This is a genomic window from Bacillus solitudinis (assembly GCF_002797395.1).
In the GTDB taxonomy this organism is placed as follows: domain Bacteria; phylum Bacillota; class Bacilli; order Bacillales; family Bacillaceae_D; genus Halalkalibacter_A; species Halalkalibacter_A solitudinis.
In genome coordinates, this window is the sequence record NZ_KZ454943.1 from 4,363,885 (window position 1) to 4,387,664 (window position 23,780).

A 23,780-nucleotide genomic window follows, 5' to 3' on the forward strand; every position below is an offset into this window, starting at 1 on the left:
TATTTGTCTTACAGTGTAAGGGGGTCTAAAATGGTTCGATTTTCCATGTTTTATTTTGTTTTATATTCATCGTTTGCTGCGATTTTTATGTTTGTTCCGCTATATCTACAAGCGCAAGGACTTACGAAGGATGAGATAGGTTTTATTATGGCGATGGGTTCGGTTATCGCAGTTTTTGGTCAGCCAATTTGGGGCTACGCAAGTGATAAGGTTCAATCGACGAGATTTGTACTTCTACTTGTAATGGTCTGTGCTTTATTATCAAGTTTCTTCCTATTTTCAGTTCATACATATCTTTCCTTAGTATTACTTTTTACACTATTTATGTTTTTTATGACGTCGTGTGGACCGTTGACTGATAGTATGGCGATGCAATTTGCTCTGAAGAATAACAAGAATTATGGACTTATGCGTGCATTTGGTTCGATTGGTGTCGGAACTTCAGCGCTTTTTTTAGGAATACTAATTGGGGGCGTGGGGATTAATTATCTTGGTTGGATATATGCTGCCATTATGATTGCTGCGATACCCTTGGTATTTTTTGTTCGTGAAAGTGGACGCGAGAAACGTGATGCTTCAAAACCACGACTTTCTTTACATTCTATAAAAACCTTGCTTAGAAATAAACAATATATATCGATACTTCTCGTTAGCATGATTATCTTTACTCCCCACAAAATGAATGATAGTTTGTTTACCATTTATTTAGCTGATTTAGGAGCAAACGAACAACAAATTGGATTGTCTTGGATGCTAGCAACCTTTTCGTCTGTTCCGTTATTTTCGTTAACAGGAGTCTTACTAAAACGTTACTCCGAGCTAGTATTAATGCTGGTCGCTTCTTGTTTATTCTCAGTAAGATGGTTTCTCTATGGCTTTTGGGACCAGCCAGAAGTTTTGACCTTTTTACAGCTGATGCAAGGCGTAACCTTTCCGCTATTTTTTGTTGCAGTATTTCATTATGTGACCCAACTAATTCCACGTGAGTTTGTTGCAACAGGACAGATGCTGTTTATTGCTGCAACGATAGGACTTGGAGGATTAATTGGAAATGCGGGTGGGGGCTGGTTTATGGAATTTGTTTCTCCACAAGCGACGTATCAATTTGCAGGTATGCTAAGTATGATTGGTGCGCTCTTAATAGGCTTAACCTTGATTAGAAGGGAGAGCCAGGACCGAGGTCCTTCAGCTCCTACCACCAAAAATCACTCTTAGGAAAGGAGAGGGATTATAGTTCGCTTACGATTTCAAAGGAGCGTAAACGGGCTTTATGGTCATAGATTTGACCATTTATAATTATCTCGTCAACGTTTGTTTTCTTTAAAAATGCTTCTAGTTCCGTTTTTACTGTATCTGGACTTCCAACCATCGCTGAAGTTAATTTACTTTGCAAAGCAATTTTTTCTGACGAGCTCCACACGTCATCCATACTGTCCACTGGAGGCTTAAGTGGTGAAGGATTGTTTCGAACTAAATTCAAAAATTGCTGTTGCATGGATGTAGAGAGCCATTGAGCTTCATTGTCTGTATCCGCTGCTATAACATTAACTGCCGCAATAGCATAAGGCTTTTCAAGAACTTCAGAAGGATTGAAGTTTGCATAGTAAAGTTCTAATGCTTTCATCGTGTTTTCTGGGGCGAAATGATTGGCAAACGCAAAGGGTAGACCAAGCTGGGCGGCAAGTTGCGCACTAAATCCACTCGACCCGAGAAGCCAAATCGGAATAGATAATCCTTCTCCAGGGATTGACCGTACATAAACTGGCTCATCATTAAGAGAGGGATTAAAGTAGGCACGTAACTCTGCTAATTGTTCAGGGAAATTATGGCTATCACTTCGACGATCTCGTCTTAAAGCGAAGGCTGTACGGTGATCCGTCCCAGGAGCTCGCCCTAGACCAAGATCAATCCGCCCTGGGAATAGAGATTCAAGGGTACCAAATTGTTCGGCAATGACAAGAGGTGCATGATTTGGAAGCATAATACCTCCGGAACCAACTCGAATGGTGGATGTTCCAGCAGCAATATGACCGATAATTATCGAGGTTGCCGAGCTGGCAATTCCTGGCATATTATGATGTTCAGCAAACCAATAGCGGTTATATCCCCATTTTTCTGCATGTTGTGCTAAGTCAAGACTGTTTTTAAACGAATCAGTTGGCGTACTTCCTTCAATAATTGGCGCTAAATCTAGAACCGATTTTTTTACATTTCGTAAACCTTTTTCAATAGACATCTGTTCATCCTCTTTCTTTTTAAGATTTGTCTCTCCATTTCTTATACTAGTTTTGAGAGTAGAGATTTGATTATGCAGCATACCCCCGATCCTTTTTCCTGAAATACCAAGTTAAACAAGGGGGAACGACGAGTAATATTACGAGAATACGAGACAATTGTAGCGCACTAACAACGGCTGGGTCTGCTCCTACAATGGACGCAGTTAACACCATCTCGATTAAGCCTCCTGGTGCAACGCTAAGCATTGCCGTTGCAAGAGACAAGGACGTAAATTGAGCAAGTAAAAAACCAAACAAAAAGGAAAGGGAAATGAGAATAACGGAGATACAGAAGTAGATAAAACCGTATTTCCCACCAGCCTTCATATCGGAAAATGAAATGTTTTTCCCAAGGGCGATTCCGACACAAAGTTGCCCAATCACCAATAAGGACTCTGGTACGCTCGCTAAAGAAAGATTCATCTGTAATAAGGCAGTTACGGCAAGTGGACCGATAACATAGCCCGCTGGCACTCGGTTTCGAATGAATAAGCCAGCGAGAAGTGGTAGGACAAACCATAGATAACTCGAACGAGTAGCTGTGATGGGCGTAGTTGTATAACTAGTTTCAGCAGGAGAACTAAAGAAAAAGAGCATAATTGCTGGAATTGAAAAAAGAACAGTGATAAGTCGTATTGTTTGAAATATAACAACATAGGAAGACTTCGCATGAAGAGCCTCACTTGCAATAACCATTTCGGTTAATCCGCCTGGTATAGAACCAAATACACTTGTAACAGGATCGACGTTAATCCATTTTGTGACCAATATACTTATAAAAACACTTGATAAAATCATTAAAAATGTAACAAGTAAAAAAGGAATAAGATAAGATGAAAGTGTTAGAAATGTTCCCGTTGTGAAATATAAGCCAAAATAAATACCTAGAACAATCAGTCCACTATTTTTAAATTTATCTGGCCAATGAGATGCCCTCTTTGTCAGCCCTTGCCATATCATTACAAAGGCCATCGGACCTAACATCCACGGCAAAGGTAAATTTAAAACACTAAAAACCAAACCACCAATACAACCAACGAGTAATGTCTCAGCTATTCGAAGTTTCATAGAAAGACTCCTTTTTAAGTAAATCATGTCTACTTAAGATTTACATTTTAATACATGTCTTGCAACGATAATGAACTAGCTGGGGGTTTAATGCTAAATTAAATTGAAATTGAAAACTCAAAGAATCTCTAATAGTTCAACTAAAGGATTAATGATATTTCAAACAGGGTAAAAGATAATTAAGAAAGTATCCATTTGAAACTCCTATAACTTAACTGTAACATTTTCAAAAATAATTGAAGAGGAATTCTTTTCACAAGGTTGGTGATTAAATGTACTCGACAAATAAGGAAATTAAAATTGGTGATTGGATTAAAGGAATGACAGATCAAGATAAGTTGGTGCACGGGTATGTTGAGAATATTGATAAACGGCGCCAGACAATTCACTCTAGAGTCATTGCTTCAGATAATAAAAAAATGGTGGGTGAAATAGCCTCCATTTCAATGTACCGAACCGTGAAACTTACATTGCCATCTAAGTTAAGGGAAGAAGAATTATTGAATTTTATTGATATATCACTTTCTACGCGAGATTTTGAGTGGTTTACTGAATTAACGAATAAGCTGTTTCAAATTAAATATCATCCGGTTACGAAAAAGCAAACAAAAGCAAGCCACGATATAAAAGTAAATGAAGAAATTTAAACGAAACATTTTGAATCTTGTGAATTAAAGGGAACAAATCTTTCTGTCTGTTAATTGTTTTTGTTAAATTTCCGAGAAGTGCTATAATGAACTGAATAAAAATTGTTATTCTTGGAGGCTTTATGTTAACGTTTGAACAAAAACTTACAATTGCAGAATCATTTCCCGAATTAGAACGAAAGAATGTCTCTCTTAATCGGGTCAATTTTCACTTTGAAGAAAGTACAAGTGATAAGAAAAATGTGGTTTACCATCTTCACCCAAATGGAAACGGTTACGTCTATGCAGAAAAACTTAGTGGCTATAAATCCGATTCAAAAGGAATGGTAAACATTCGTGATTTCTCTGAAAATGAGCTTCGTACCATTATTACTCAAGCAATTGAGTCACTGGAGCAAGAGGATGAATCAGAGACAAACTCCGAATTGGAGGACTCAATTGAAGAGAATTGGGTTAATAGGGAGAAACATACTTTAACGTTAATTAGGGAAGAAGAGATGTGGAACGTTTATGCAGGAAACATGCTTGATGGCACATTTCCATCATATAATGAAGCAAAGCAGTATTTGGATGAAGAAGGCTTTAAACGAATCGATTAGATTGTCCTATTGTTTTTGTAAGATTGATGAGGGATATCCAAAAGGTAACTATGCCTTTTGAGATATCCCTTTTTTAACTTCTCTAAAGTGTGTAACCGTTTATATTATAAAAGGGAAATAAACGAAAAATTTGTTGGTTCACTCCTTGTGAGAGAGCTCATTTACAAGATGTACCAAGAATTTAAACTAACCTAGAAGGATAAGTTAAGTAGGTACCACTACCACTATTCTAGGAGGGTTTTTATGGGTTTCTTTGACTTATTTAATGCAGAAGAAGAATCTAAGGAAGTACGGAAAGATGCCCGTGACCTAAATCGTGAGACAGACACTGAATTCGCCCGAGATGAAGCTTCTATACGTCTCCATGAGGAAGAATTAGATATAAATAAATCTCGTGTAGAAACGGGCGAAGTGGTTCTAGATAAAGATGTAATTGAAGAACAAAAAGTGGTTGATGTACCTCTGTCTCATGACCAAGTAGTGATTGAGAAGAAATCATTAGGGCATGAGTCCACCTCAGAGAGCATCACTGATGGAGAAACGATTCATATTCCTCTTACTGCTGAAACAGTTGAAGTTGGCAAACATACCGTTGTAACCGATGAAATTACTGCTAGAAAACGTAGTGTTGAGGAGACGCAACATGTCGACGAAGTACTTCATCGAGAAGTAGCAGACATTAAAACAGAAGGTAACGCAGACATTATAGACGAATAATCCAAGGGTCCTATCTTAAAGGTGTCAGCGTGTTGGCGCAGTTGCTGCGGGGTTGCCCCAAGAAGTTGATTTTAACTTTTCGGGACAACCCTTTTCTTAATTTGTTTGGATTACCATTTCTAGGTAGGAGGAAATTATGACGAAATTAATTCTTATTGGAGCAATATTTGGTGGGATATTCGGTTGGTTGTTAACTTTCACAAGATGGACAGACTCTGGTCCTTCATTAAACATTCTCTCTGGCGTCATATTAGGGGCTTTCATAGGGGGATTAATCAGTAAAAATCAAAAAATGCAATATAAAGATAAGGATAAGGGTAAAGAGAAAGATAAGATGACTAATTCTTCTAAAGTAACAATACCACTTAAAGAAGAAGTAATGGATATTAGAAAAAAGGAAATTAATACCGGGGAAGTAAATGTGCACCGAGAAATCGTTGAAGATGAGAAAAAGGTAACGATTCCAGTACAACGAGAGGAAATAGTCATTGAAAGTATCCAAAAAGATCAGAATCTAGATGAACATAGAGAAGTGACACGCATTCCAATTAGTGAGGAAGAAATTCATATTACAAAACAACGGGTACAGCTTGCCGATGTTTCAGTTTCCACAAAAAAAATAAATGAATTGAAACAAGTAAAAACAAATTTAAAAAAAGAAACATTAGCGGTGGAAATGTCTGATGAAACAGATGTAAATTCGAAAAGGCCCCAAGTAGATAAAGAATAATCCTGAGTTCTATCCTTCTTATTTTGTTTATTCAAAAACACTTGAAGGGAAATAACACTCGGGAGACGAACTAATTAACATAACGAAAAAGAGGTGGTTTTTTATGGCTTGGCTTCATGTTCATTATCATTCGGAAGCACTTGGAATGCCAGTGCCTATGGAAGTCCTGTTGCCGCAACACCAACATGGCGGGGGACGAGGAGTAGAAAATCCTGGTCCTTTTCAGACACTGTACTTATTGCACGGCATGAGTGATGATCATACGGCCTGGATGCGCCGCACAAGCATCGAACGTTATGTTGAGCGTTTACCGCTAGCTGTTATTATGCCTGCTGCACACTTAAGTTGGTATACAGATATGAAATATGGACGAGATTATTTCACGTTTATTTCAGAGGAGCTACCAGCAATTTGTGAAAGGATGTTTCCTTTATCTAACCTAAGAGAAGACCGTTTTATTGCAGGGTTGTCGATGGGGGGATATGGAGCGATAAAAGCAGGTCTGGTAGCACCAGAGAAATATTGTGCTGCAGCTTCATTCTCTGGCGGATTGGATGTTATGACACTTTATAATCGGTTAGAACGTAAATTTGTAACCGATATCTTTGGAGAGGAATCTGACTTAAAAGGAAGTATAAATGATTTATTTGCCAATGCTGAGTTGCTAATGCATTCTACTAAACTCAAACCAGATTTGTACATGTGGTGCGGGACAGAGGACTTTCTCTATGAGGATAATCTTCGCTTTAGAGAACATGCTAAACAACTTGATTTACCTTTGACTTTTGAAGAGGGGCCTGGTGACCATAGTTGGGGTTATTGGGATGAATGTATTAAACATATTATTATGAATTGGTTACCGATTAGAAAAGCAGGCATTAAAGGAGAGGTTTAAATGGCATTAATTGAAGCGCACTTTTTTTCAGAGATGCTAGGTATGGAGATGGAGGCAACACTTATTATTCCTCAAGAAAAGCAGCCATATTCGGTAGATGAAAAGCTTCGAGTACTGTGGCTGCTTCATGGTGGCTCAGGCGACAATACAGCATGGTCTCGAATGACAAGTATTGAAAGGTATGCCTATGAGTATGGGGTTGCTGTTATCCTTCCTGGAGTACATCAATCTTGTTTTACCGACATGGCTCATGGAGGAAAATATTTTACATACATGACTGAGGAATTACCATCCATTCTAAAACATATGTTTCCTCGACTTTCTATGATACGTGAGGACAACTTTATTTCAGGTCTATCAAATGGAGGATATGGTTGTTTAAAACTTGGTTTAGGCCGGCCAGATTTGTATGCGGCAATAGGTGCATTCTCGGCTGGAGATAAAGCGGATGTTGAATTCGTCAATGATGGGTCTAAGAGAGCAAAAGATCGCATCAGTCTTTTTGGAGAAGGTGATCTTTATAACACAAAGCATGATCTTAAATATTTAGGACGCAAAGCGCTCGAAGAAGGTGTTGAACTACCCAAAATATATCATTCCTGTGGAAGTGAGGATCCTTGGTTAGGTTTAAATGAAGTGGTTCGAAACTTTTTTCAAAGCTTTGAGGATAATCCTTTTCAGTACCGATATGTTGAAGTGAAAGGCTACGGACATGCATGGGATTTTTGGGATAGAGAAATTATTCATTTTCTACAGTATGTTGGCTTACGAAAAGAAGATTCAAACTATATCGGAATATAAGATGTTCATAATAATTTAATGCTTATGTCGAAGGAATTTATGTACTCTTATACAAATCAGCAAACAGTAATATCGGAGAACAGCCTATCTTAGATAAGCTGTTCCTTTTAACGCCGAATCGTTTTACTAATTCCTCATCTTATCTTTGACCAGGTTGCATCATGTTATTACTGTTGTTACCGTTATTGTTTCGACCTCTCATAAGACCGTAAGCAGCAGCGCCTACTCCTATGCCGACTATTGTCATCATTAGCGTATTTCCATTACCCTTATTATTTCGTCCCATCCCAAACATAAAAACATCTCCTTAAATTGTTTTTGGTAAAACGACGAACTAATTGTCATTTCGCCAGAAGAGTTAACTTCTTAAATGCTTGAAATATCAAATGACCATTCCAAACATTAGATAAGTTTTACTTTTAACCTCTAAAATAAACAGGCTTTAATTACCAAGCTCATTTGAATTTAACCCCCCATTTCATTTTCCCTATATACAGCTTAGTTTTGCGGTAACGAAGGAAAGTAAGTAACAAAATGTGGCTAAATATTTTTATAGAAAATAATTATCTTGAAAATACACGCTGTAAATGTCGAAAAATATTTCGGATTACATATTTCCTCTATTTATGGTTAATTTAAGTTCGTATCACAAACCGAAATAGTTAGGAGGCATTTGGATGAATGAGAAGATAATGACTTATTCGATTGCTAGAGCCAAGCAGGAGAAATATGATGTTAAGGATCTCTTTAAAAATCCAATTTTTCACCGCGAAATTCACGGAGATAAAGTCTACATACCATTGAATAAAGAAAGGCTTTGGGGGATTTAATATTTATACCAGAGGTGAAATTTCCACCTCTGGTATAGCCACTGGCACAGATGTAACAAATCAAACAGCAATCGGCACACCAAAAATTAGTAAAAGAGTTCTCGAAATAATGATTTACGCTCGTTAGGGTTTCCTCAGCTTTTTTAATATCCCTTCTATGATTTTGTGTCCCTGAAGAGGATATATTTAAGGTTATTGGATAGTTTAAGTTATGAGTGATAAATTTTAAAGGCGAGATATATGGCATTTCGCCTGTTGAAAGAATTCTGAAATAATTAAAAAATAACTTGAATAGCAGTGACCATCTTTCTAAAACAATTTTATACCCCTAGGTCCTATCAAGCATTAAAGGGAAGGAACTAAAAGAAGATGATAACAACAACAAAGGTGGGTAATTAAAATGAAACAGAACGGTTTGATTTTAACTTGAAGCCCTTATATTTTATGATGCAATATTTGTTAAACCCAAGAACAGTCGGAGCGATTACTCCAAGTTCAAAATACTTAGCAAATATGATGATAGAGCGCCTGGATTTGAAAAAGGCAAAATATATTGTGGAATATGGTTCTGGAACAGGTGTTTTTACTGACAAGTTAATTAAAAAGAAAAATGGGCAAACGATTCTCTTACTAATCGAGTCTAATGAAAAATTTTGTAATATCCTGAAGGAAAAATATAAAGATGAAACAAATGTATTGATTGTAAATGGGAATGTAGAATACATAGATAAATATTTACTTGAATATGGCATCCCATACGTTGATTACGTTATATCGGGACTTCCTTTTGCTACTTTGCCAATGACTGTCTCTGAGACGATATTAGGATTAACAAAAACAATACTAGGAAAAGAAGGTAGATTTATCACCTTCCAATATTCTCAGTGCAGGAGAAAATTCATTAGTCGTTTTTTTGAGGAAATTGAAGTAAAAAGAGAGTATAGAAATCTCCCTCCCGCTTACGTATTTCATTGTAAAAACTAATAAGTCAAAGAAGCTATAGGAACAATAAACGATGAAATATAAAGGAGAGAAGAATGAGTACAAAAGAATATGTGGTAAATCTATTTAAGGACCCTAATATTGCCTCTATTACACCAACATCTAAACCGTGTGTAAGAGAAGTATGCGACAAAATGAATTTCGATAAAAGAATTATTGTCATTGAATATGGTCCAGCTACAGGCGTATTCACAAACCATTTGTTAGAACGGATGACAAAAGACTCTGTAATTATAGCCCTAGAGTTAAACAGGAATTTCGTGAAATATTTAGAAAAGAATATGAAAGATAACCGATTGAAAGTTTTTCACGATAGTGCTGAAAACGTTGAGGAAATAATGAGACAATATACAGAAGAGGCCGACTATGTTATTTCGGGTATTCCGTTTACCTTTTTTAATGTGGAACTTAGAAAAGATATTGTCGAAAAAACGAAGAGGGTTTTAAAGTCAGGCGGCAAGTTTCTACCTTATCAAACCTTTTTTCAGAAAGATCATCATTTAAAAAATCATTTAGTTGATCATTTTTCTTCTGTACGAGATCAATATTTCTTAAGAAACCTTCCTCCAATGAGGTTATATGAAGCTGTGAAATGATAGTGAATGAAAGAAGAAGGGTCTCGAGACTTAAAAACCAAGAGGCTACGAGAAAGCAAAACGCATTCACAAGTATAATGTCCGTGAATACACTCGTTGTGAAAAGTGTGGGAGACCTCATTCAGTTCTTAGAAAGTTTAAACTTGGTCGAATAAGTGTAGAACCTAATGATTTCGTTAGGTTCTTTTTTTATTTAAAAATAGCCTTCATTGGATTTATAAACTTGGGTAAAATAACATTAAACATTACAGAATAGGAGTGGAAACATGACAGTTAATAATAATAAGTTACGGACAACGGCAACCGAAGATACTTTAACCAAAGTAGACACCGAACAAGGCAAGCAGGAAAATACAAACAGTAATAAGGGTGCAACAAATTCAGAAAAAATGCGATACGATCATGCTGACGAAATATATGAGTAATTTATAAAGTTTAAAGATAAATAAAAAGGGGGTGGCATAAAGTCGTATTTTGACCAAATGGCACCCCCTTAATTTTGATTTACCGTATCATTTTCGTTGATACGCTGGCTGAATGCACAGTACTTTTCCGACTATTGAAGATTTTGTAATGCTTGTTTTTGCTCTTGTAATTGTTCACGAACAAGTTCAATTGCGTCTTGATTATCAAATTCAGCTGCTTGTTGCAGAGAGTGTTCTGCTGTTTCAAGTGCATTCTCAGCATTTTTAATGGTTTCTTGTCCTGGGTGACTGTGAGCTTGGTTAATTGCATCTTGTGCTTTTGCTAATGACTGCTGAGCTTGGAACAATTGATTTTGAGTTTGTAGACTTGAACTATTATTTTTCATTAGATTCTCCTTTTTAACATTAAAAGTTGTACCTTCCTAATTTGCTTGAACTGAACTATTTTATTCAGAAAGAGAGTATTTTTGTTTGTATACTATAGGGGGGTATGCTATATTATTTATAGAAGGGAGAATGATAATGAGTACAACAACCAATCTTCAAATAAAAGGGATGACTTGTGCCGCTTGTTCAACTCGTGTAGAAAAAGGATTAAACAAAATGCCTGGTGTAGAAGCAGCGACAGTTAATCTTGCTTTAGAAAAAGCGAACATTCATTACAACCCTAATATTACAAGTATTCATGCAATCGAAAAGAAAATCAATAATTTAGGATACGAGGTTGCTTTTGAACAAACTAATTTAACAATTGAAGGAATGACCTGTGCGGCTTGTTCTAATAGAATCGAAAAAGGATTAGGGAAATTATCTGGTATTGTTACTGCGAATGTTAATCTTGCAGTTGAATCTGCTTCGATTCAGTACAATCCATCTGAAGTAACAGTGAAAGAGATAATCACTCAAATTGAAAAGTTGGGATATTCGGCAACAGTAGAAAAGGAACTAGAACAAAATCGAGATAGACGTTTACAGGAGATAGAAGAGCAAAAAGGTAAATTCTTATTCTCGCTCATTCTTTCTATTCCTTTACTTTGGGCGATGGTTAGTCATTTTGAATTTACTTCATTTATTTACTTACCAGACATGTTCATGAATCCATGGGTGCAGATGGCTTTAGCAACACCCGTACAGTTCATTATTGGTAAACAATTTTACGTGGGTGCTTATAAGGCCTTACGAAATAAAAGTGCAAATATGGATGTTCTAGTTGCCCTAGGGACATCGGCTGCTTACTTTTATAGTGTATATCTTGCTATCCAAAGTCTTAGTATTCATTCACATATGGTTGAACTCTACTTTGAAACGAGTGCAATTCTTATCACGTTTATAATTTTAGGTAAACTGTTTGAGGCGATTTCAAAAGGACGCTCGTCAGAAGCAATTAAAAAGTTAATAGGTCTTCAAGCCAAAACGGCCACAGTTGAACGAAATGGTATCGAACAACAAGTTTCACTTGAAGATGTTATGACTGGTGACATTCTTTATATCAAGCCAGGAGAAAAAGTACCTGTTGATGGTACAGTAATTGAAGGTCAGAGCTCCATAGATGAATCGATGATTTCCGGAGAAAGTGTGCCAGTTGATAAAACCGTTGGGGATGAATTGATTGGGGCAACTGTAAATAATCACGGATTCCTTAAAATGAAAGCGACAAAAGTAGGTCGTGATACAGTTCTTGCTCAAATCATTCAAGTTGTAGAATCGGCGCAGGGTTCTAAACCCCCTATACAACGAATGACAGATAAAGTTTCAGGTGTGTTTGTTCCAATCGTTGTTCTTTTTGCGTTCTTAACCTTTATTGCATGGTTTTTCTTGATAACACCAGGTGATCTTGGGGGTTCACTCGAAAAATTAATTGCTGTTCTCGTTATTGCTTGTCCATGTGCACTTGGCTTGGCAACACCGACTTCAATTATGGCAGGGTCTGGTCGAGCTGCTGAATTTGGTATCCTTTTTAAAGGTGGTGAGCATCTTGAAATGGCCCAACGCATTTCGACAGTGATTCTTGATAAAACAGGGACCGTTACAAATGGTACACCAACTCTGACTGATGTCATTTTAGTTGATGAGAGAGATGAAATGAAGTTCTTACAATTAATCGGATCCGCTGAGAAGCAATCTGAGCACCCCTTAGCACAAGCAATTGTAGTAGGGGTGCAAGAACGAGGGATCTCTAACTTAAGTGAAGTAAGTGAATTTCAAGCAATCCCTGGGTATGGTATTGAAGCAATAGTTGATGGAGATGAACTGGTGATTGGTACGAGAAAGCTTTTGCAAAAGAACCAGATAGATTTTGTTAATGAGAGTGACATGCATCAATTAGAAGAACAAGGAAAAACAGTTATGATCGTTGCGCTGAATCAACGCTATGTTGGGATGATTGCAGTTGCGGATACTATTAAGACCACTTCGAAACAAGCAATTCAAAGGTTAAAGAATATGGGCTTGGATGTAGTGATGATAACTGGTGATAATGAGAGAACCGCTTTGGCGATTGCCAAGGAAGTTGGAATTAACAACGTAATTGCAGAAGTATTACCAGAAGGAAAAGCAGAAGAAGTGAAGAAGTTACAGGCTGAAGGAAGAAAGGTCGCCATGGTTGGAGATGGAATCAATGATGCGCCCGCACTTGTCACAGCGGATATTGGAATGGCAATCGGTACAGGGACGGATGTAGCAATTGAAGCAGCAGATATTACCTTGATTCGTGGAGATTTAAATAGTATTGCTGATGCAATTTTCATGAGTAAAATGACGATCCGTAATATAAAACAAAATCTCTTTTGGGCATTTGGCTACAATACGATAGGCTTGCCGATAGCTGCTCTTGGTTTTCTTGCTCCTTGGTTGGCTGGTGCTGCAATGGCTTTTAGTTCAGTTTCAGTAGTATTAAATGCTCTCCGTCTCCAAAAAATTAAATTATAGTTGTCTCTGTTCCAAAAGCGGTGACGCTTCCCTTTTGGAACAGACACTAATAGTTAGGAGCGTACTTATGAAAAAATGGACAGTTTCAGCAGTTATTTACCTTTTATTAGTAGTCGGTGGTTATAGCATTTATCAAGCTTTTTAAAGGAGAAGAATCTGTACCTTTACTGATAGCTGCAATTATTAAGATAAGATGGGGGGAGTGATTAAGAGTGGCTGATGAAGAAGAGAATGTTATGCAACATGAGGATTCATGCTCTACATCCTTTGGGAGAAAGAGTCATCATACCGATACTGTAAAGAAAAACTTAACAACTAGACTGAATCGTATCGAAGGACAAATACGCGGGGTAAAATCTTTAATTGAAAAAGATACCTATTGTGATGATGTTATTAACCAAATTGCTGCGATTCAGTCGGCTTTAAATGGAGTTAGTAAAATTTTACTTGAAGGGCATTTGAAAAGCTGTGTCGTTGAACGAATTCAAGAAGGAGACTTGGACGTTTTGGACGAAGTATTAACCACGGTACATCGATTAATGAAAAAATAATGAATGAGAAAGGAAGATGAAGATAATGAAACAAGTCACTTTAAATGTAAGAGGAATGTCATGCGGCCATTGTGTGAAGGCAGTTGAAACAAATGTAGGCGCCCTAAAGGGAGTAAGCAAGGTACACGTGGAACTAGAAGAAGCTCGAGTCAAGGTTGAATTTAATGGAAGTGAAGTAAGTCTTGATGAAATTAAAGAGGTTATTGATGATCAAGGCTATGACGTTATATAAAAACATCTGCAAGACACATCTTGTTTAAGATACATAAAAAAACTAGGGGATTGACGGCACGGAAAAAGGTACGAGTTTCACCTTTTTCCGTGTTCTTTGTAATGAGGGAAACGGTGCTTTGATTTACGTGCGTCATACATTCCTAGTTTGGTAAAAAGAACCAAATTTACTCTGTTTTTCCAAGGCAATGTTACAGAATTGTAAATTTAAAAGTCGTTTGTAAAGGTATTGTAAATTTTATAAGCAAAGTGTTTACAGAACTCGTTCCTCAGAGTATTATCGACAAAGTATAAGAAAAATGTCGAAATATAAGGGATGGGTCTGATGGGTTTAAGTATTCAAGAACTGATTTTTCAGTTTGTAGGTGGGTTAGGTATATTTTTATTTGGTATTAAGTATATGGGAGATGGTCTTCAGAAATCAGCGGGAGATCGTTTGAGAGATATTCTTGATCGTACAACCTCAAATCCTTTTATGGGTGTCCTAGCAGGTATCTTTGTCACAGTATTATTGCAAACAAGCTCAGGTACTACTGCGTTAACGGTAGGACTTGTCAGCGCAGGATTTATGACGCTTCGGCAAGCGATTGGGGTAATCATGGGTGCCAATATTGGTACAACGGTTACAGCTTTTATTATTGGTATTAAAATTAGCGAATATTCGCTTCCTATTATCGCTTTAGGTGCATTTTGTATTTTCTTTATTAAAAAACAACATATTCAATATTTAGGTCAAGTGTTATTTGGATTTGGTGCTCTTTTTTATGGTCTTGATTTAATGAGTACTGGAATGAAACCATTACGAACACTAGAAGGCTTTCAGGAATTAACTATAAGCATGAGTGAAAATCCACTGCTTGGTGTGTTTATTGGAACGGTCTTCACGTTTATTGTTCAAAGCTCAAGTGCAACGATTGGTATCTTACAAGGTTTATACGCACAAGGTGCTGTTGAACTTACAGCGGCGCTACCAGTATTATTTGGTGATAATATTGGGACGACGGTTACAGCAGTATTAGCAGCATTAGGGACTTCGATCGCAGCAAGACGTGCGGCACTTGTCCATGTCATATTTAATGTTTTTGGAACCATTATCTTTTTAATCTTGCTTTATCCATTTACTCAACTTATTATCTTCTTCCAACAGTCGTTAAATCTGAATCCTGAGATGACACTCGCATTTGCTCATGGAACATTTAATGTTACAAATACGATTATCCAATTTCCATTTATTGTTTTTCTTGCATGGGTAGTGACACAGCTTATCCGTGGAGAGGATGCGGCGATTGATTATAAGCCAAAGCATTTGAATCCAATTTTCATTGAACAATCACCTTCTATTGCTCTAGAACAGGCAAAAGAAGAAGTCATTAGAATGGCAGAATATGCACTGAGAGGGTTAAATGAAGCATCCGCATATTTTGAGACTCATGATAAAAAGCATGCAGATACTGCCATACAATTAGAAGAGGCAATAAATAATTTAGATAGAAACATTACGAACTATTTAGTTGATCTAGCGTCAAAGTCATTATCACATGAGGAATCAGAAAAACACGCAATACTCGTTGATTCGGTTAGGGATATTGAGCGCGTTGGTGACCATATCGAGAACATAATTGAACTTATTGATTATCAACTTGCTAATCGCGTGAATATATCAGGTGAAGCGAAAAGTGAATTGAATGAAATGGTACAGTTGACAATCTCAACGTTAAACGATGCCCTTCATTGTCTTCAAAATTTCGACCTAGATTTAGCTTATACTGTTATTTCTAAAGAAAATCTAATTGATAAAATGGAACGTTCACTACGCAAGAAACATATTGTCCGTTTAAACGAAGGACTCTGCTCAGGAAGTGCAGGCATTGTGTACGTAGATATTGTTAGTAACTTAGAACGAATTGGTGACCATGCTGTAAATATCGCAGAAGCAGTTATCGGTGACAAATAAAATAAAAGGGCACAGAAAAAGGCGATTTTTCCTTTTTCTGTGCCCTTTTAAACAATGAGTGAAGCCGTTGCTTTGTTTTAAGCTTGCGATGAGTGGGTTTCTCGTCGCAGCGTGCAACGTGCGGAGCCATTGTAACTTTCCTTTTAAAATCAAAAAGGCGATTTTTCCTTTTTCTGTGCCCTTTTAGAATCTAAACAGGTCGTTTTTTTATGAGCGGGGAGAACTCTCTTCGTAAACTGAAAGAGAAAAATGGCCTTTTTCCGTATATTTTAATTCGTCTTGGTAGAAACTTGAATCTGTACACCGATTATTAATATTTTGGAGAAGGGCAGGGAGTAATATGACGACGACGATTGAATGGTTTGACCGAGTGAGTGGCGAGCTTCAAGACCATCTCACCTCAATTTGTGAGAAATATGACCAAGCGGGCCACATGTCAATTGATAAAGCGGCCAAGCATCCGAGAATCGAGTTTTTCGTAGAGACGGAAGATAACGATCGTGATTACTTCTGTGCATTGTTTTTTGACCCATATAACAATGAATTTTATATGGAGTCATATGATTTAGATTTAGACCTTAGTTCTAAAACAATTCTTGAAGATATTGAAGATATCGTGGATGCAGTTCACGATAGCTTTCATGATTATTTAAATGATGATGATTTTGAAATGTCTGAGGAATATGTCCTTGATAATGAAGAAGACGATTATTCTTTGATTGACGAAGTTGATGTCGAGTGGGAAACTCCTGAGGTTACAGCTTATATTGATGAAGATGAAGACATTGAGATTACTTATAAATTCGGGGTTTTACAGGAAACAGGCGATGGTATTTTACAAAGGGTAAATCGGGTTCGAACAACGGACGACGAATTGATTAAAGATGAGTTTAACTTCGTATTTAGTAAGGAAGAAGCAGGTACGATTATTGCGTTAATTGCCAGTCATATGAATTCATTAGAAAGTCTAGATAACCAATTGTAATTACAAAAAAAGCTGTTTGACGGATTTCCGTTAAACAGCTTTTTTTGTAGGATGTCATTTGACCTTATAATAGAGGAATCCTTGCTTTATATATCGAAGAATAACAATACAGCTGAAACCTCATCCTAAGCATATGAGCACAAATCAGTATTAAACATTCTCCCTACAGTACATTATCAGCTATCTTCAAGGGAAAGGAAACTTTTTATGAACTCATTAACTGAACTTTATCCACGTGCAGTTGCACACACGAAGAATAAAGTAAGTGAGGATCTTGACCGTTTCCTTGGAAACAAAGAAGTTCTGCCATCACTAGAACAATATCTAAGGGAAAGAAAAGATTATGTAAATCAAATATGGTCCAATGTTTGGATGAATAAAGCATCTAACGAGGTATCAAAGAAAGATAAAAAGGCCTATCTACACGCTCGAGGCTACGAGACAGATGGAGTTGATAGGAAATTAATAAACAAATTGTTTCGAAGCGAAATTAAACACTATAACCCTTTTGATATCATGGATTGGGTACAAACTCATTTTAATGATGAAGAGGAATGGGAAGTTAGATATAGTAACGCACGTGAAGAATATTTAAATAAAGAAGAAGAAGAAAGACTTGCTGATATTAGATTAAAGTCGGTTCAGACAATTGAACTTACAGCACAGATGGTTATTAAACAACAATATGATTTGCTTTACTTGTATGTAAGATCCGAGGTCGCCAATCAATTAGTTGAAGATTTTAAAACTAAATCCAAGTATCAGTCTGCAAATATTTTCAAAATTGAGGAAAAGTTGATTAAAGCCGGATCTTTTAAAGCGGATGAGTATCAAACAGTTGCTAGGTTCTTCGATGAATTAACCGGATCAGTACAGAAAACCACTTATTGGGGCGAAACATATTATGTGTATGAATCTTATCATGATTTTTATGGTGATTTTGTTTTCACCAAACTTACCAATTGGGTTTCAGAGGAAGTTAAACAATCATTAGATCACTCTATTTATACTGACTATGCGGAGGGGTTTAAAGAAGAACTTACTGATGAAGGATTGCTTTTACTTGTTCGGGAACAACTTATTAAAGTACAACAAGTCTTCTTTACAAGGATTGAAGAGGAACGATTAAATGACCTTCTTAAGATAGCTGAAATACCATTTGATGAGGCTACTCATAAACAATTACTTAATGAAGCATTAACGGAACGAGAACGACAAAAAGCAGAAGAATTAGCCGAAATTGAGCGTAAAAAAGCAGAAGAAGCCCGAATGATTGACCATATTTTCGGTAGAGAGTATCGACCATCGGCAGGAAGGGATATTCGCTATGTTCTTCATATTGGTGAAACAAATACCGGTAAGACACATCATGCATTAGAAAGAATGAAGGTTGCAGAAAGTGGCTTATATTTAGCGCCTTTAAGGTTACTTGCTCTTGAGGTATATGACCGTTTAAATGCAGATGGAGTGCCATGTGCCCTCAAAACAGGGGAAGAGGAAAAAGAAGTCGAGGGATCTCGCCATATTTCTTGTACTGTGGAGATGTTCCATGAAAAAGAATTCTATGATGTCGTTGTCATTGATGAGGCGCAAATGCTCGCTGACAAAGATAGGGGTTTCTCTTGGTATAAAGCTATTACTAAAACAAATGCGAATGAAGTTCACATTATCGGAAGCGCGAATGTAAAACATATGCTACTTCAATTATTAGGGGACTCGAGTATAACCGTAAATGACTATTATCGTGATATACCGCTTAAAATAGAGTCGAAAGAATTCAAAATGCAGCAAACAAAAAATGCAGATGCTCTTGTGTGTTTCTCCCGAAGACGTGTTTTAGAAACAGCTTCAGAGCTTCAAAAAAGTGGTCATTCCGTTAGTATGATTTATGGAAGTATGCCACCTGAAACAAGAAAAAAACAAATGCAACGTTTTATTGATGGAGAGACTACGATCATTGTTTCAACAGATGCAATCGGTATGGGTTTAAATTTACCAATACGCCGTATTGTTTTTCTAGAAAATGAAAAATTTGATGGGATAAGAAGAAGACTGCTTACATCTCAAGAGATAAAACAAATTGCAGGAAGAGCAGGGCGAAAAGGGATTTATGATGTAGGGAAAGTTGCTTTTAGTTCTAATATTAAGTTAATGAAACGACTACTGAATAAAGAAGATGAACCCATTCAGACGTTTGCCATTGCACCGACACCAGCAGTATTTGAACGGTTTTTCCAGTACTCAAGAGATCTTGGATACTTTTTTGAACTATGGGAAAAATTTGAGAGTCCAAAAGGAACCAAAAAAGCAGCTCTATCGGAAGAGCGAGAACTTTTTAAAACAATTCGTGATACGGATATTGAAGCACGATTATCGATGATGGATTTATACGGTTTTCTCCACTTACCTTTTTCAACAAAGGAACCTGAACTCATTAAGCAATGGCTAGAGAAAATGAAGGCGATTGTAACAAGAAATGAGCTACCAGAGCCTCAGCTTAAAAAAGGAAGTTTAGAGGATTTGGAATTATCCTATAAAGCAGTAGGGCTTCATTTACTGTTTTTGTATCGCTTAGAGCAAAGAACAGAGGCACTATATTGGGAACGTGTCCGTGAAGAAATGAGTGATGTCATTCATGACTTTCTTAAAAATGACTTACGTCTGTTAACGAAAAAGTGTAAACATTGTGGTAAAAAGTTATCCTGGGAACATTCCTATTCGATATGTGATTTTTGTCATTCTAATCGATACAGAAAAAAACGTGACTATGTGTATTCCAAACGATATTAAATACGATGACCCAAGGCTACTTTACAGTCTTGGGTCATCGTCTATTACTTTTTGTATACCGATTTGCATAGCTCGATGCAACAAAAGCATCAGGCTTTATTTTGGGTTCTATGCCAATTGATTCGATTCTTGAAACCATTTCTTGCACAAATTTACGTGTTTTATTTCGCTGACCCGATCCGATATCAATATGACCTTCTATGGTGAATGTAGCACCCTGATAGACGTATGGTAGGATAATATTAATTAATTTATGTTTATGGGATTCTGTAAATTGAGATGCCACTTCTTCTGTTAATTGAGTTTCATAAGAAATGCGCTCATGTAAATGAATCATTTTTCTAGGAATTGCAATTTTGCGAATACAAGCCCATGCACCTTTACCGTTATTTTTTATTACAATACCTGTTATGAAAATGGTTTCCTTTGCGTGTACTTGTGAATCGGTCCCTAGAATTAATCGATAATTGCCACTAGGTTGAATACGAATAAATTTCAGGATTCGACAGAACACGTCTTCAAAGCTCATTTCTTTTTCTTGTAAATTTTGATAGGGATATTCTTTCAAATAATCACACCTAACCTACGTTTTACGAGCAAGTATTATTATACATATGATATGTAACTATAAGATTATGCAGAAAAGTCATGACGGAAATTGATAAATACAGCGGCTGAGATTTGCTTTTTAAGGACGTCCATCCAAAAAAAGACAGCTTGGCAAATAAGTGTTAAACTAAGATAGAAAAGGGGTGGTCTCTTGAGTAAGAAAACCGTGTTGTTAATTTTGTATGGGTTCTCTCTTTTATTTTTTATTCGGAGTCTCATAAAGATTGTTTTACTAGAAGGTACAGGAGGCTACGGTATGTTTATCTTAAGTGCCTTAGTTATGACATTCATATTAATTACTTATCTAAAAGAGCGAAGAAAGTCGAAAGAACAATAATAGATAAAGAGTGGGTAGACCGATAAACTACACACTTTTTTTATTGAATTTTTATCAATAATGGATGATATTACGACTAATTAAATAGTTAATTTCATCAGAAAACCGACAAAAAGTGAGTATTTTTATGCAATACAAAGAATTTTTTTAAAATTTGTGTTACTATCTATTCAGAGATAGACATCTTCAGTCAAAGAAACAGTCTTTGTTTCAAAAGATGATTATAAGAGGGATGAGTAAAGTGTTACATGTATTTACCTTGTCATTACCACACGAGCAAATAGATTTAGCAATTGAACGCTTAACCGTAGAAGGGTTTTACAATTTATATTATGACCAACCTTTTGATATTTTTGCTGAAGAGAATGGGTATAGTGCAGAGATGCTTGAAGAAATCGTAGAGTTAAAGGTGTTTGTTGAAGATACAGAGATAAAAAATAGTTCTGTAAAAGAATTAACAACAAAAATCTCAAAAGCACTATCAATCGAAAGCATTGACGTTGAATATGATAAACTTGAAAATAATGACTGGCATCAACCATTCCCAACCATTGACTTAGGAAATGGTTGGCAAATACGGCCGCCTAACAATCTAGATGATGTGAATCTTGAAATGAAAGAAATTGTATTTGAACCGCCGCATGCCTTTGGGACAGGCCTTCATGAAACAACACAAGATTGTTTGAGAATGATTCTAGGGGAAAAATTGGATGGTCAAACAGCGCTGGATCTTGGGACAGGCTCAGGGTTATTAAGTGTAGCAGCAACACTTGTTGGGGCCGAACGAGTGGTTTCTATTGATATTGAAGATGTCTCTAGTGAAGTCCTTTACAACGCTGAGCTAAATAATATTGAGACGATTTCAGTTTTACAAGCTAATGTAATAGATCCTCTATTTACAGTTAACGAATCGTTTAATTTTATTTTTGCTAATGTTGCTGCAAATGAAAATAAAGAATTGATTAACTTTATTAAATCACATTTGAAATCGGAAGGCCGGGTCATACTTTCTGGAATGGTTGAGTGGAATTATAGGGAAGTCATTGATTTATACTTATCTAAGGGATTTTATATGAAACAAATGATACAAAACAATGAATGGGTTACTGCCTATATGGAAAAGATAAGATAATTCCCACAATTAACTGATTTTCAGTCTTTTTCGTTTGATTTTGTTTGATTTTGTTCTATAATGTAAGAATAGTTTTCAAACGACAGACAATTTAATAGCGTATGTCTAGTTTAGTCTTTGTCAAAGAGAGGTTTTCATTCATGAATCAAATAGTTAAACCTGCCACAACACTTGTAATCTTCGGAGCAACCGGAGACCTTGCAAAACGGAAATTATATCCGTCTATTTTCAATCTTTATAAAGCAGGACGAATTTCAAAATCATTCTCTGTTGTAGGCGTCGCAAGAAGACCCTGGACCAATGAGGAACTTCGTAAAACTGTCAGCGAGTCCGTTGACAGCGAAGATAAGGAATTAGTTCGTGAGTTTTGTGAACATTTCTATTATTTACCTGTGGATGTCACGAATATCGAGTCATTTAATGAACTCAAATCATTAGTTGAGAATATTGAGAAAAAACATAATATTCCTGAAAACCGGATGTTCTATATGGCGATGGCACCGCAATTCTTTGGTACGATTGCGACCAATTTAAAAGCATCTGGCATCACAGACATTTCTGGATGGAAACGCCTAATCATTGAAAAGCCATTCGGACATGATTTAGCATCAGCAAAACAATTAAATCATGAGCTTCGAGAAGCATTCTCTGAAGATGAAATTTATCGAATTGATCATTACTTAGGCAAGGAAATGGTGCAAAATATTGAGATGATTCGTTTCGGTAATGCCATATTTGAGCCATTATGGAACAATCGCTACATATCAAATGTTCAAGTTACATCAAGTGAAACATTAGGTGTTGAGGACCGTGGGGGCTATTACGAATCCTCAGGAGCCCTTAGAGATATGTTTCAAAACCATATGCTGCAGATGGTTGCCTTGCTAGCAATGGACCCACCAAATCGTTTAACACCTGATGATGTTCGAAATGAGAAAATAAAAGTTTTACGTGCCCTTCGTCCAATTTCAAAAGATGAAGTGAAGCATTATGTTGTTCGCGGTCAATACGAGCCGGGCACATTAAATAATCAAGAAGTCTCAGGTTATCGTAGTGAAAAGAATGTTGATGCTGAATCATCGACTGAAACGTATGTTGGAGCAAAGTTATTAATCGATAGCCACCGCTGGGCGGGCGTCCCTTTTTATATTCGCACAGGCAAGCGAATGAGTGTAAAAACAACTGAAATTATAATCGAATTTAAAGATTTACCAATGAACATCTATCGCAAGGATGAAGAAAAGTTACATCCAAATTTATTAATTATTCACATCCAACCTGATGAGGGAATTACCTTGTTCTTAAATGGTAAGAAAATTGGTATCTCTGAAGGTAGTGTACCCGTTCAATTAAATTACTGTCATAATTGTTTAACTACAGTTAATTCACCAGAAGCCTATGAGCGTTTACTTAATGATTGTATGTTGGGTGATATGACCAATTTCACACATTGGGATGAAGTAGAATCTTCTTGGCGTTTTGTTGACCCTATTTCAGATTACTGGGCAAAGCATTCTGAAGATTTGACGATGTATGAAGCAGGTACGATGGGACCAAAAGAATCTCATGAATTACTAGAGAGAGATGGTTTCCGTTGGTGGGAATACACAAATCAAATTAACTTTTACGGAAGTGGAATCTAAAAAATAGGACAAGGGGTTGTGTCATAAGGCGGTA

At 36.6% G+C, this 23,780-nt stretch carries 25 protein-coding genes and 1 pseudogene; 21 read left to right on the forward strand and 5 right to left on the reverse strand.

Going from position 1 to position 23,780, the window contains the following annotated elements:
* The first annotated feature begins 30 nt into the window (after positions 1-30).
* Entirely contained in the window at positions 31-1,215 is a 1,185-nt protein-coding gene (locus tag CEF19_RS21385; RefSeq protein ID WP_100407920.1) for an MFS transporter, read from the forward strand.
* Positions 1,216-1,228: 13 nt separating this feature from the next.
* Here CEF19_RS21385 and CEF19_RS21390 read toward each other — a convergent pair whose 3' ends face one another.
* On the reverse strand, positions 1,229-2,236 hold the full coding sequence (locus CEF19_RS21390; RefSeq protein WP_100407921.1) for an LLM class flavin-dependent oxidoreductase: 1,008 nt from the start codon (positions 2,234-2,236) through the stop codon (positions 1,229-1,231).
* Positions 2,237-2,306: 70 nt separating this feature from the next.
* Positions 2,307-3,344 (reverse strand): AbrB family transcriptional regulator, encoded by a 1,038-nt coding sequence (locus CEF19_RS21395; RefSeq protein ID WP_227522053.1) that lies wholly within the window; start codon positions 3,342-3,344, stop codon positions 2,307-2,309.
* Positions 3,345-3,616: 272 nt separating this feature from the next.
* Here CEF19_RS21395 and CEF19_RS21400 point away from each other — a divergent pair, with 272 nt between their 5' ends.
* The 6 genes from CEF19_RS21400 (at position 3,617) to CEF19_RS21425 (ending at position 7,733) form a co-directional block, all read left to right on the forward strand.
* Positions 3,617-3,991, forward strand: coding sequence for a group-specific protein (locus CEF19_RS21400; protein ID WP_100407923.1), 375 nt, complete (start codon positions 3,617-3,619; stop codon positions 3,989-3,991).
* Between the two features lie 122 nt (positions 3,992-4,113).
* The gene (locus CEF19_RS21405) at positions 4,114-4,590 is read left to right on the forward strand and encodes a hypothetical protein (RefSeq protein WP_100407924.1); all 477 of its coding nucleotides are present in this window, start codon (positions 4,114-4,116) and stop codon (positions 4,588-4,590) included.
* 243 nt (positions 4,591-4,833) lie between these two features.
* On the forward strand, positions 4,834-5,307 hold the full coding sequence (locus tag CEF19_RS21410) for a YsnF/AvaK domain-containing protein (protein WP_100407925.1): 474 nt from the start codon (positions 4,834-4,836) through the stop codon (positions 5,305-5,307).
* 136 nt (positions 5,308-5,443) lie between these two features.
* Positions 5,444-6,037 carry a YsnF/AvaK domain-containing protein gene (locus tag CEF19_RS21415; RefSeq protein WP_100407926.1) on the forward strand — a complete coding sequence of 198 codons (594 nt, stop codon included), beginning with the start codon at positions 5,444-5,446 and terminating at the stop codon, positions 6,035-6,037.
* 103 nt (positions 6,038-6,140) lie between these two features.
* Positions 6,141-6,932, forward strand: a complete 792-nt coding sequence (locus CEF19_RS21420; RefSeq protein WP_100407927.1) for an alpha/beta hydrolase — start codon at positions 6,141-6,143, stop codon at positions 6,930-6,932.
* Positions 6,933-7,733, forward strand: a complete 801-nt coding sequence (locus tag CEF19_RS21425; RefSeq protein WP_100407928.1) for an alpha/beta hydrolase — start codon at positions 6,933-6,935, stop codon at positions 7,731-7,733.
* Between the two features lie 139 nt (positions 7,734-7,872).
* Here CEF19_RS21425 and CEF19_RS23375 read toward each other — a convergent pair whose 3' ends face one another.
* Entirely contained in the window at positions 7,873-8,028 is a 156-nt protein-coding gene (locus CEF19_RS23375) for a hypothetical protein (protein ID WP_157801048.1), read from the reverse strand.
* Between the two features lie 382 nt (positions 8,029-8,410).
* Here CEF19_RS23375 and CEF19_RS23615 point away from each other — a divergent pair, with 382 nt between their 5' ends.
* The 5 genes and pseudogenes from CEF19_RS23615 (at position 8,411) to CEF19_RS23380 (ending at position 10,586) form a co-directional block, all read left to right on the forward strand.
* On the forward strand, positions 8,411-8,563 hold the full coding sequence (locus tag CEF19_RS23615; protein WP_198510343.1) for a hypothetical protein: 153 nt from the start codon (positions 8,411-8,413) through the stop codon (positions 8,561-8,563).
* 426 nt (positions 8,564-8,989) lie between these two features.
* Positions 8,990-9,547, forward strand: a complete 558-nt coding sequence (locus CEF19_RS21430; RefSeq protein WP_100407929.1) for a class I SAM-dependent methyltransferase — start codon at positions 8,990-8,992, stop codon at positions 9,545-9,547.
* Between the two features lie 53 nt (positions 9,548-9,600).
* Entirely contained in the window at positions 9,601-10,161 is a 561-nt protein-coding gene (locus CEF19_RS21435) for a class I SAM-dependent methyltransferase (protein ID WP_100407930.1), read from the forward strand.
* A gap of 64 nt (positions 10,162-10,225) precedes the next feature.
* A pseudogene (rpsN, locus tag CEF19_RS23905) lies at positions 10,226-10,315 on the forward strand (type Z 30S ribosomal protein S14); the annotation flags it as partial.
* Positions 10,316-10,427: 112 nt separating this feature from the next.
* Positions 10,428-10,586: a hypothetical protein gene (locus CEF19_RS23380; RefSeq protein ID WP_157801049.1), complete on the forward strand. Its 159-nt coding sequence runs from the start codon at positions 10,428-10,430 to the stop codon at positions 10,584-10,586.
* A gap of 131 nt (positions 10,587-10,717) precedes the next feature.
* On the opposite strand, the gene CEF19_RS21445 is transcribed toward CEF19_RS23380, so the two are convergent.
* The gene (locus CEF19_RS21445) at positions 10,718-10,972 is read right to left on the reverse strand and encodes a hypothetical protein (RefSeq protein WP_100407931.1); all 255 of its coding nucleotides are present in this window, start codon (positions 10,970-10,972) and stop codon (positions 10,718-10,720) included.
* Positions 10,973-11,102: 130 nt separating this feature from the next.
* Between CEF19_RS21445 and CEF19_RS21450 the strand changes: the two genes are divergently transcribed.
* The 6 genes from CEF19_RS21450 to CEF19_RS21475 all read left to right on the forward strand — a co-directional run bounded on the left by CEF19_RS21450 (position 11,103) and on the right by CEF19_RS21475 (position 20,025).
* Entirely contained in the window at positions 11,103-13,514 is a 2,412-nt protein-coding gene (locus tag CEF19_RS21450; RefSeq protein ID WP_100407932.1) for a heavy metal translocating P-type ATPase, read from the forward strand.
* Between the two features lie 236 nt (positions 13,515-13,750).
* Positions 13,751-14,065 carry a metal-sensitive transcriptional regulator gene (locus CEF19_RS21455; RefSeq protein ID WP_100408410.1) on the forward strand — a complete coding sequence of 105 codons (315 nt, stop codon included), beginning with the start codon at positions 13,751-13,753 and terminating at the stop codon, positions 14,063-14,065.
* Positions 14,066-14,090: 25 nt separating this feature from the next.
* Positions 14,091-14,297: a copper chaperone CopZ gene (gene copZ / locus CEF19_RS21460; protein WP_100407933.1), complete on the forward strand. Its 207-nt coding sequence runs from the start codon at positions 14,091-14,093 to the stop codon at positions 14,295-14,297.
* 324 nt (positions 14,298-14,621) lie between these two features.
* Positions 14,622-16,250 carry a Na/Pi cotransporter family protein gene (locus CEF19_RS21465; RefSeq protein WP_100407934.1) on the forward strand — a complete coding sequence of 543 codons (1,629 nt, stop codon included), beginning with the start codon at positions 14,622-14,624 and terminating at the stop codon, positions 16,248-16,250.
* Between the two features lie 340 nt (positions 16,251-16,590).
* Positions 16,591-17,235 (forward strand): hypothetical protein, encoded by a 645-nt coding sequence (locus CEF19_RS21470; protein ID WP_100407935.1) that lies wholly within the window; start codon positions 16,591-16,593, stop codon positions 17,233-17,235.
* 207 nt (positions 17,236-17,442) lie between these two features.
* Positions 17,443-20,025, forward strand: a complete 2,583-nt coding sequence (locus CEF19_RS21475; RefSeq protein WP_100407936.1) for a helicase-related protein — start codon at positions 17,443-17,445, stop codon at positions 20,023-20,025.
* 34 nt (positions 20,026-20,059) lie between these two features.
* Here CEF19_RS21475 and CEF19_RS21480 read toward each other — a convergent pair whose 3' ends face one another.
* Complete coding sequence (locus tag CEF19_RS21480) at positions 20,060-20,554, reverse strand: ribonuclease H-like YkuK family protein (RefSeq protein WP_100408411.1); 495 nt, start codon at positions 20,552-20,554, stop codon at positions 20,060-20,062.
* Between the two features lie 231 nt (positions 20,555-20,785).
* Here CEF19_RS21480 and CEF19_RS21485 point away from each other — a divergent pair, with 231 nt between their 5' ends.
* The 3 genes from CEF19_RS21485 to zwf all read left to right on the forward strand — a co-directional run bounded on the left by CEF19_RS21485 (position 20,786) and on the right by zwf (position 23,746).
* Complete coding sequence (locus CEF19_RS21485; protein ID WP_100407937.1) at positions 20,786-20,971, forward strand: hypothetical protein; 186 nt, start codon at positions 20,786-20,788, stop codon at positions 20,969-20,971.
* Between the two features lie 232 nt (positions 20,972-21,203).
* Entirely contained in the window at positions 21,204-22,103 is a 900-nt protein-coding gene (locus CEF19_RS21490; RefSeq protein WP_157801050.1) for a 50S ribosomal protein L11 methyltransferase, read from the forward strand.
* A 140-nt stretch (positions 22,104-22,243) separates the two neighbouring features.
* Positions 22,244-23,746 (forward strand): glucose-6-phosphate dehydrogenase, encoded by a 1,503-nt coding sequence (gene zwf, locus CEF19_RS21495; protein ID WP_100407939.1) that lies wholly within the window; start codon positions 22,244-22,246, stop codon positions 23,744-23,746.
* The last annotated feature ends 34 nt before the right edge of the window (positions 23,747-23,780 follow it).

Excerpts from the sequence above, each read along its gene's own strand:
- CEF19_RS21395 (WP_227522053.1), bottom strand. The coding sequence starts at position 3,344 with ATGAAACTTCGAATAGCTGAGACATTACTCGTTGGTTGTATTGGTGGT.
- CEF19_RS21425 (WP_100407928.1), top strand. The coding sequence starts at position 6,933 with ATGGCATTAATTGAAGCGCACTTTTTTTCAGAGATGCTAGGTATGGAG.
- CEF19_RS21450 (WP_100407932.1), top strand. The coding sequence starts at position 11,103 with ATGATAATGAGTACAACAACCAATCTTCAAATAAAAGGGATGACTTGT.
- CEF19_RS21405 (WP_100407924.1), top strand. The coding sequence starts at position 4,114 with ATGTTAACGTTTGAACAAAAACTTACAATTGCAGAATCATTTCCCGAA.
- CEF19_RS21410 (WP_100407925.1), top strand. The coding sequence starts at position 4,834 with ATGGGTTTCTTTGACTTATTTAATGCAGAAGAAGAATCTAAGGAAGTA.
- CEF19_RS21475 (WP_100407936.1), top strand. The coding sequence starts at position 17,443 with ATGAACTCATTAACTGAACTTTATCCACGTGCAGTTGCACACACGAAG.
- CEF19_RS21445 (WP_100407931.1), bottom strand. The coding sequence starts at position 10,972 with ATGAAAAATAATAGTTCAAGTCTACAAACTCAAAATCAATTGTTCCAA.
- CEF19_RS21465 (WP_100407934.1), top strand. The coding sequence starts at position 14,622 with ATGGGTTTAAGTATTCAAGAACTGATTTTTCAGTTTGTAGGTGGGTTA.
- CEF19_RS21435 (WP_100407930.1), top strand. The coding sequence starts at position 9,601 with ATGAGTACAAAAGAATATGTGGTAAATCTATTTAAGGACCCTAATATT.
- CEF19_RS21400 (WP_100407923.1), top strand. The coding sequence starts at position 3,617 with ATGTACTCGACAAATAAGGAAATTAAAATTGGTGATTGGATTAAAGGA.
- CEF19_RS21490 (WP_157801050.1), top strand. The coding sequence starts at position 21,204 with ATGAGTAAAGTGTTACATGTATTTACCTTGTCATTACCACACGAGCAA.
- CEF19_RS21420 (WP_100407927.1), top strand. The coding sequence starts at position 6,141 with ATGGCTTGGCTTCATGTTCATTATCATTCGGAAGCACTTGGAATGCCA.
- zwf (WP_100407939.1), top strand. The coding sequence starts at position 22,244 with ATGAATCAAATAGTTAAACCTGCCACAACACTTGTAATCTTCGGAGCA.
- CEF19_RS21390 (WP_100407921.1), bottom strand. The coding sequence starts at position 2,236 with ATGTCTATTGAAAAAGGTTTACGAAATGTAAAAAAATCGGTTCTAGAT.
- CEF19_RS21455 (WP_100408410.1), top strand. The coding sequence starts at position 13,751 with ATGCAACATGAGGATTCATGCTCTACATCCTTTGGGAGAAAGAGTCAT.
- CEF19_RS23615 (WP_198510343.1), top strand. The coding sequence starts at position 8,411 with ATGAATGAGAAGATAATGACTTATTCGATTGCTAGAGCCAAGCAGGAG.
- CEF19_RS21385 (WP_100407920.1), top strand. The coding sequence starts at position 31 with ATGGTTCGATTTTCCATGTTTTATTTTGTTTTATATTCATCGTTTGCT.
- CEF19_RS21480 (WP_100408411.1), bottom strand. The coding sequence starts at position 20,554 with ATGAGCTTTGAAGACGTGTTCTGTCGAATCCTGAAATTTATTCGTATT.
- CEF19_RS21415 (WP_100407926.1), top strand. The coding sequence starts at position 5,444 with ATGACGAAATTAATTCTTATTGGAGCAATATTTGGTGGGATATTCGGT.
- CEF19_RS21470 (WP_100407935.1), top strand. The coding sequence starts at position 16,591 with ATGACGACGACGATTGAATGGTTTGACCGAGTGAGTGGCGAGCTTCAA.
- copZ (WP_100407933.1), top strand. The coding sequence starts at position 14,091 with ATGAAACAAGTCACTTTAAATGTAAGAGGAATGTCATGCGGCCATTGT.
- CEF19_RS23380 (WP_157801049.1), top strand. The coding sequence starts at position 10,428 with ATGACAGTTAATAATAATAAGTTACGGACAACGGCAACCGAAGATACT.
- CEF19_RS23375 (WP_157801048.1), bottom strand. The coding sequence starts at position 8,028 with ATGTTTGGGATGGGACGAAATAATAAGGGTAATGGAAATACGCTAATG.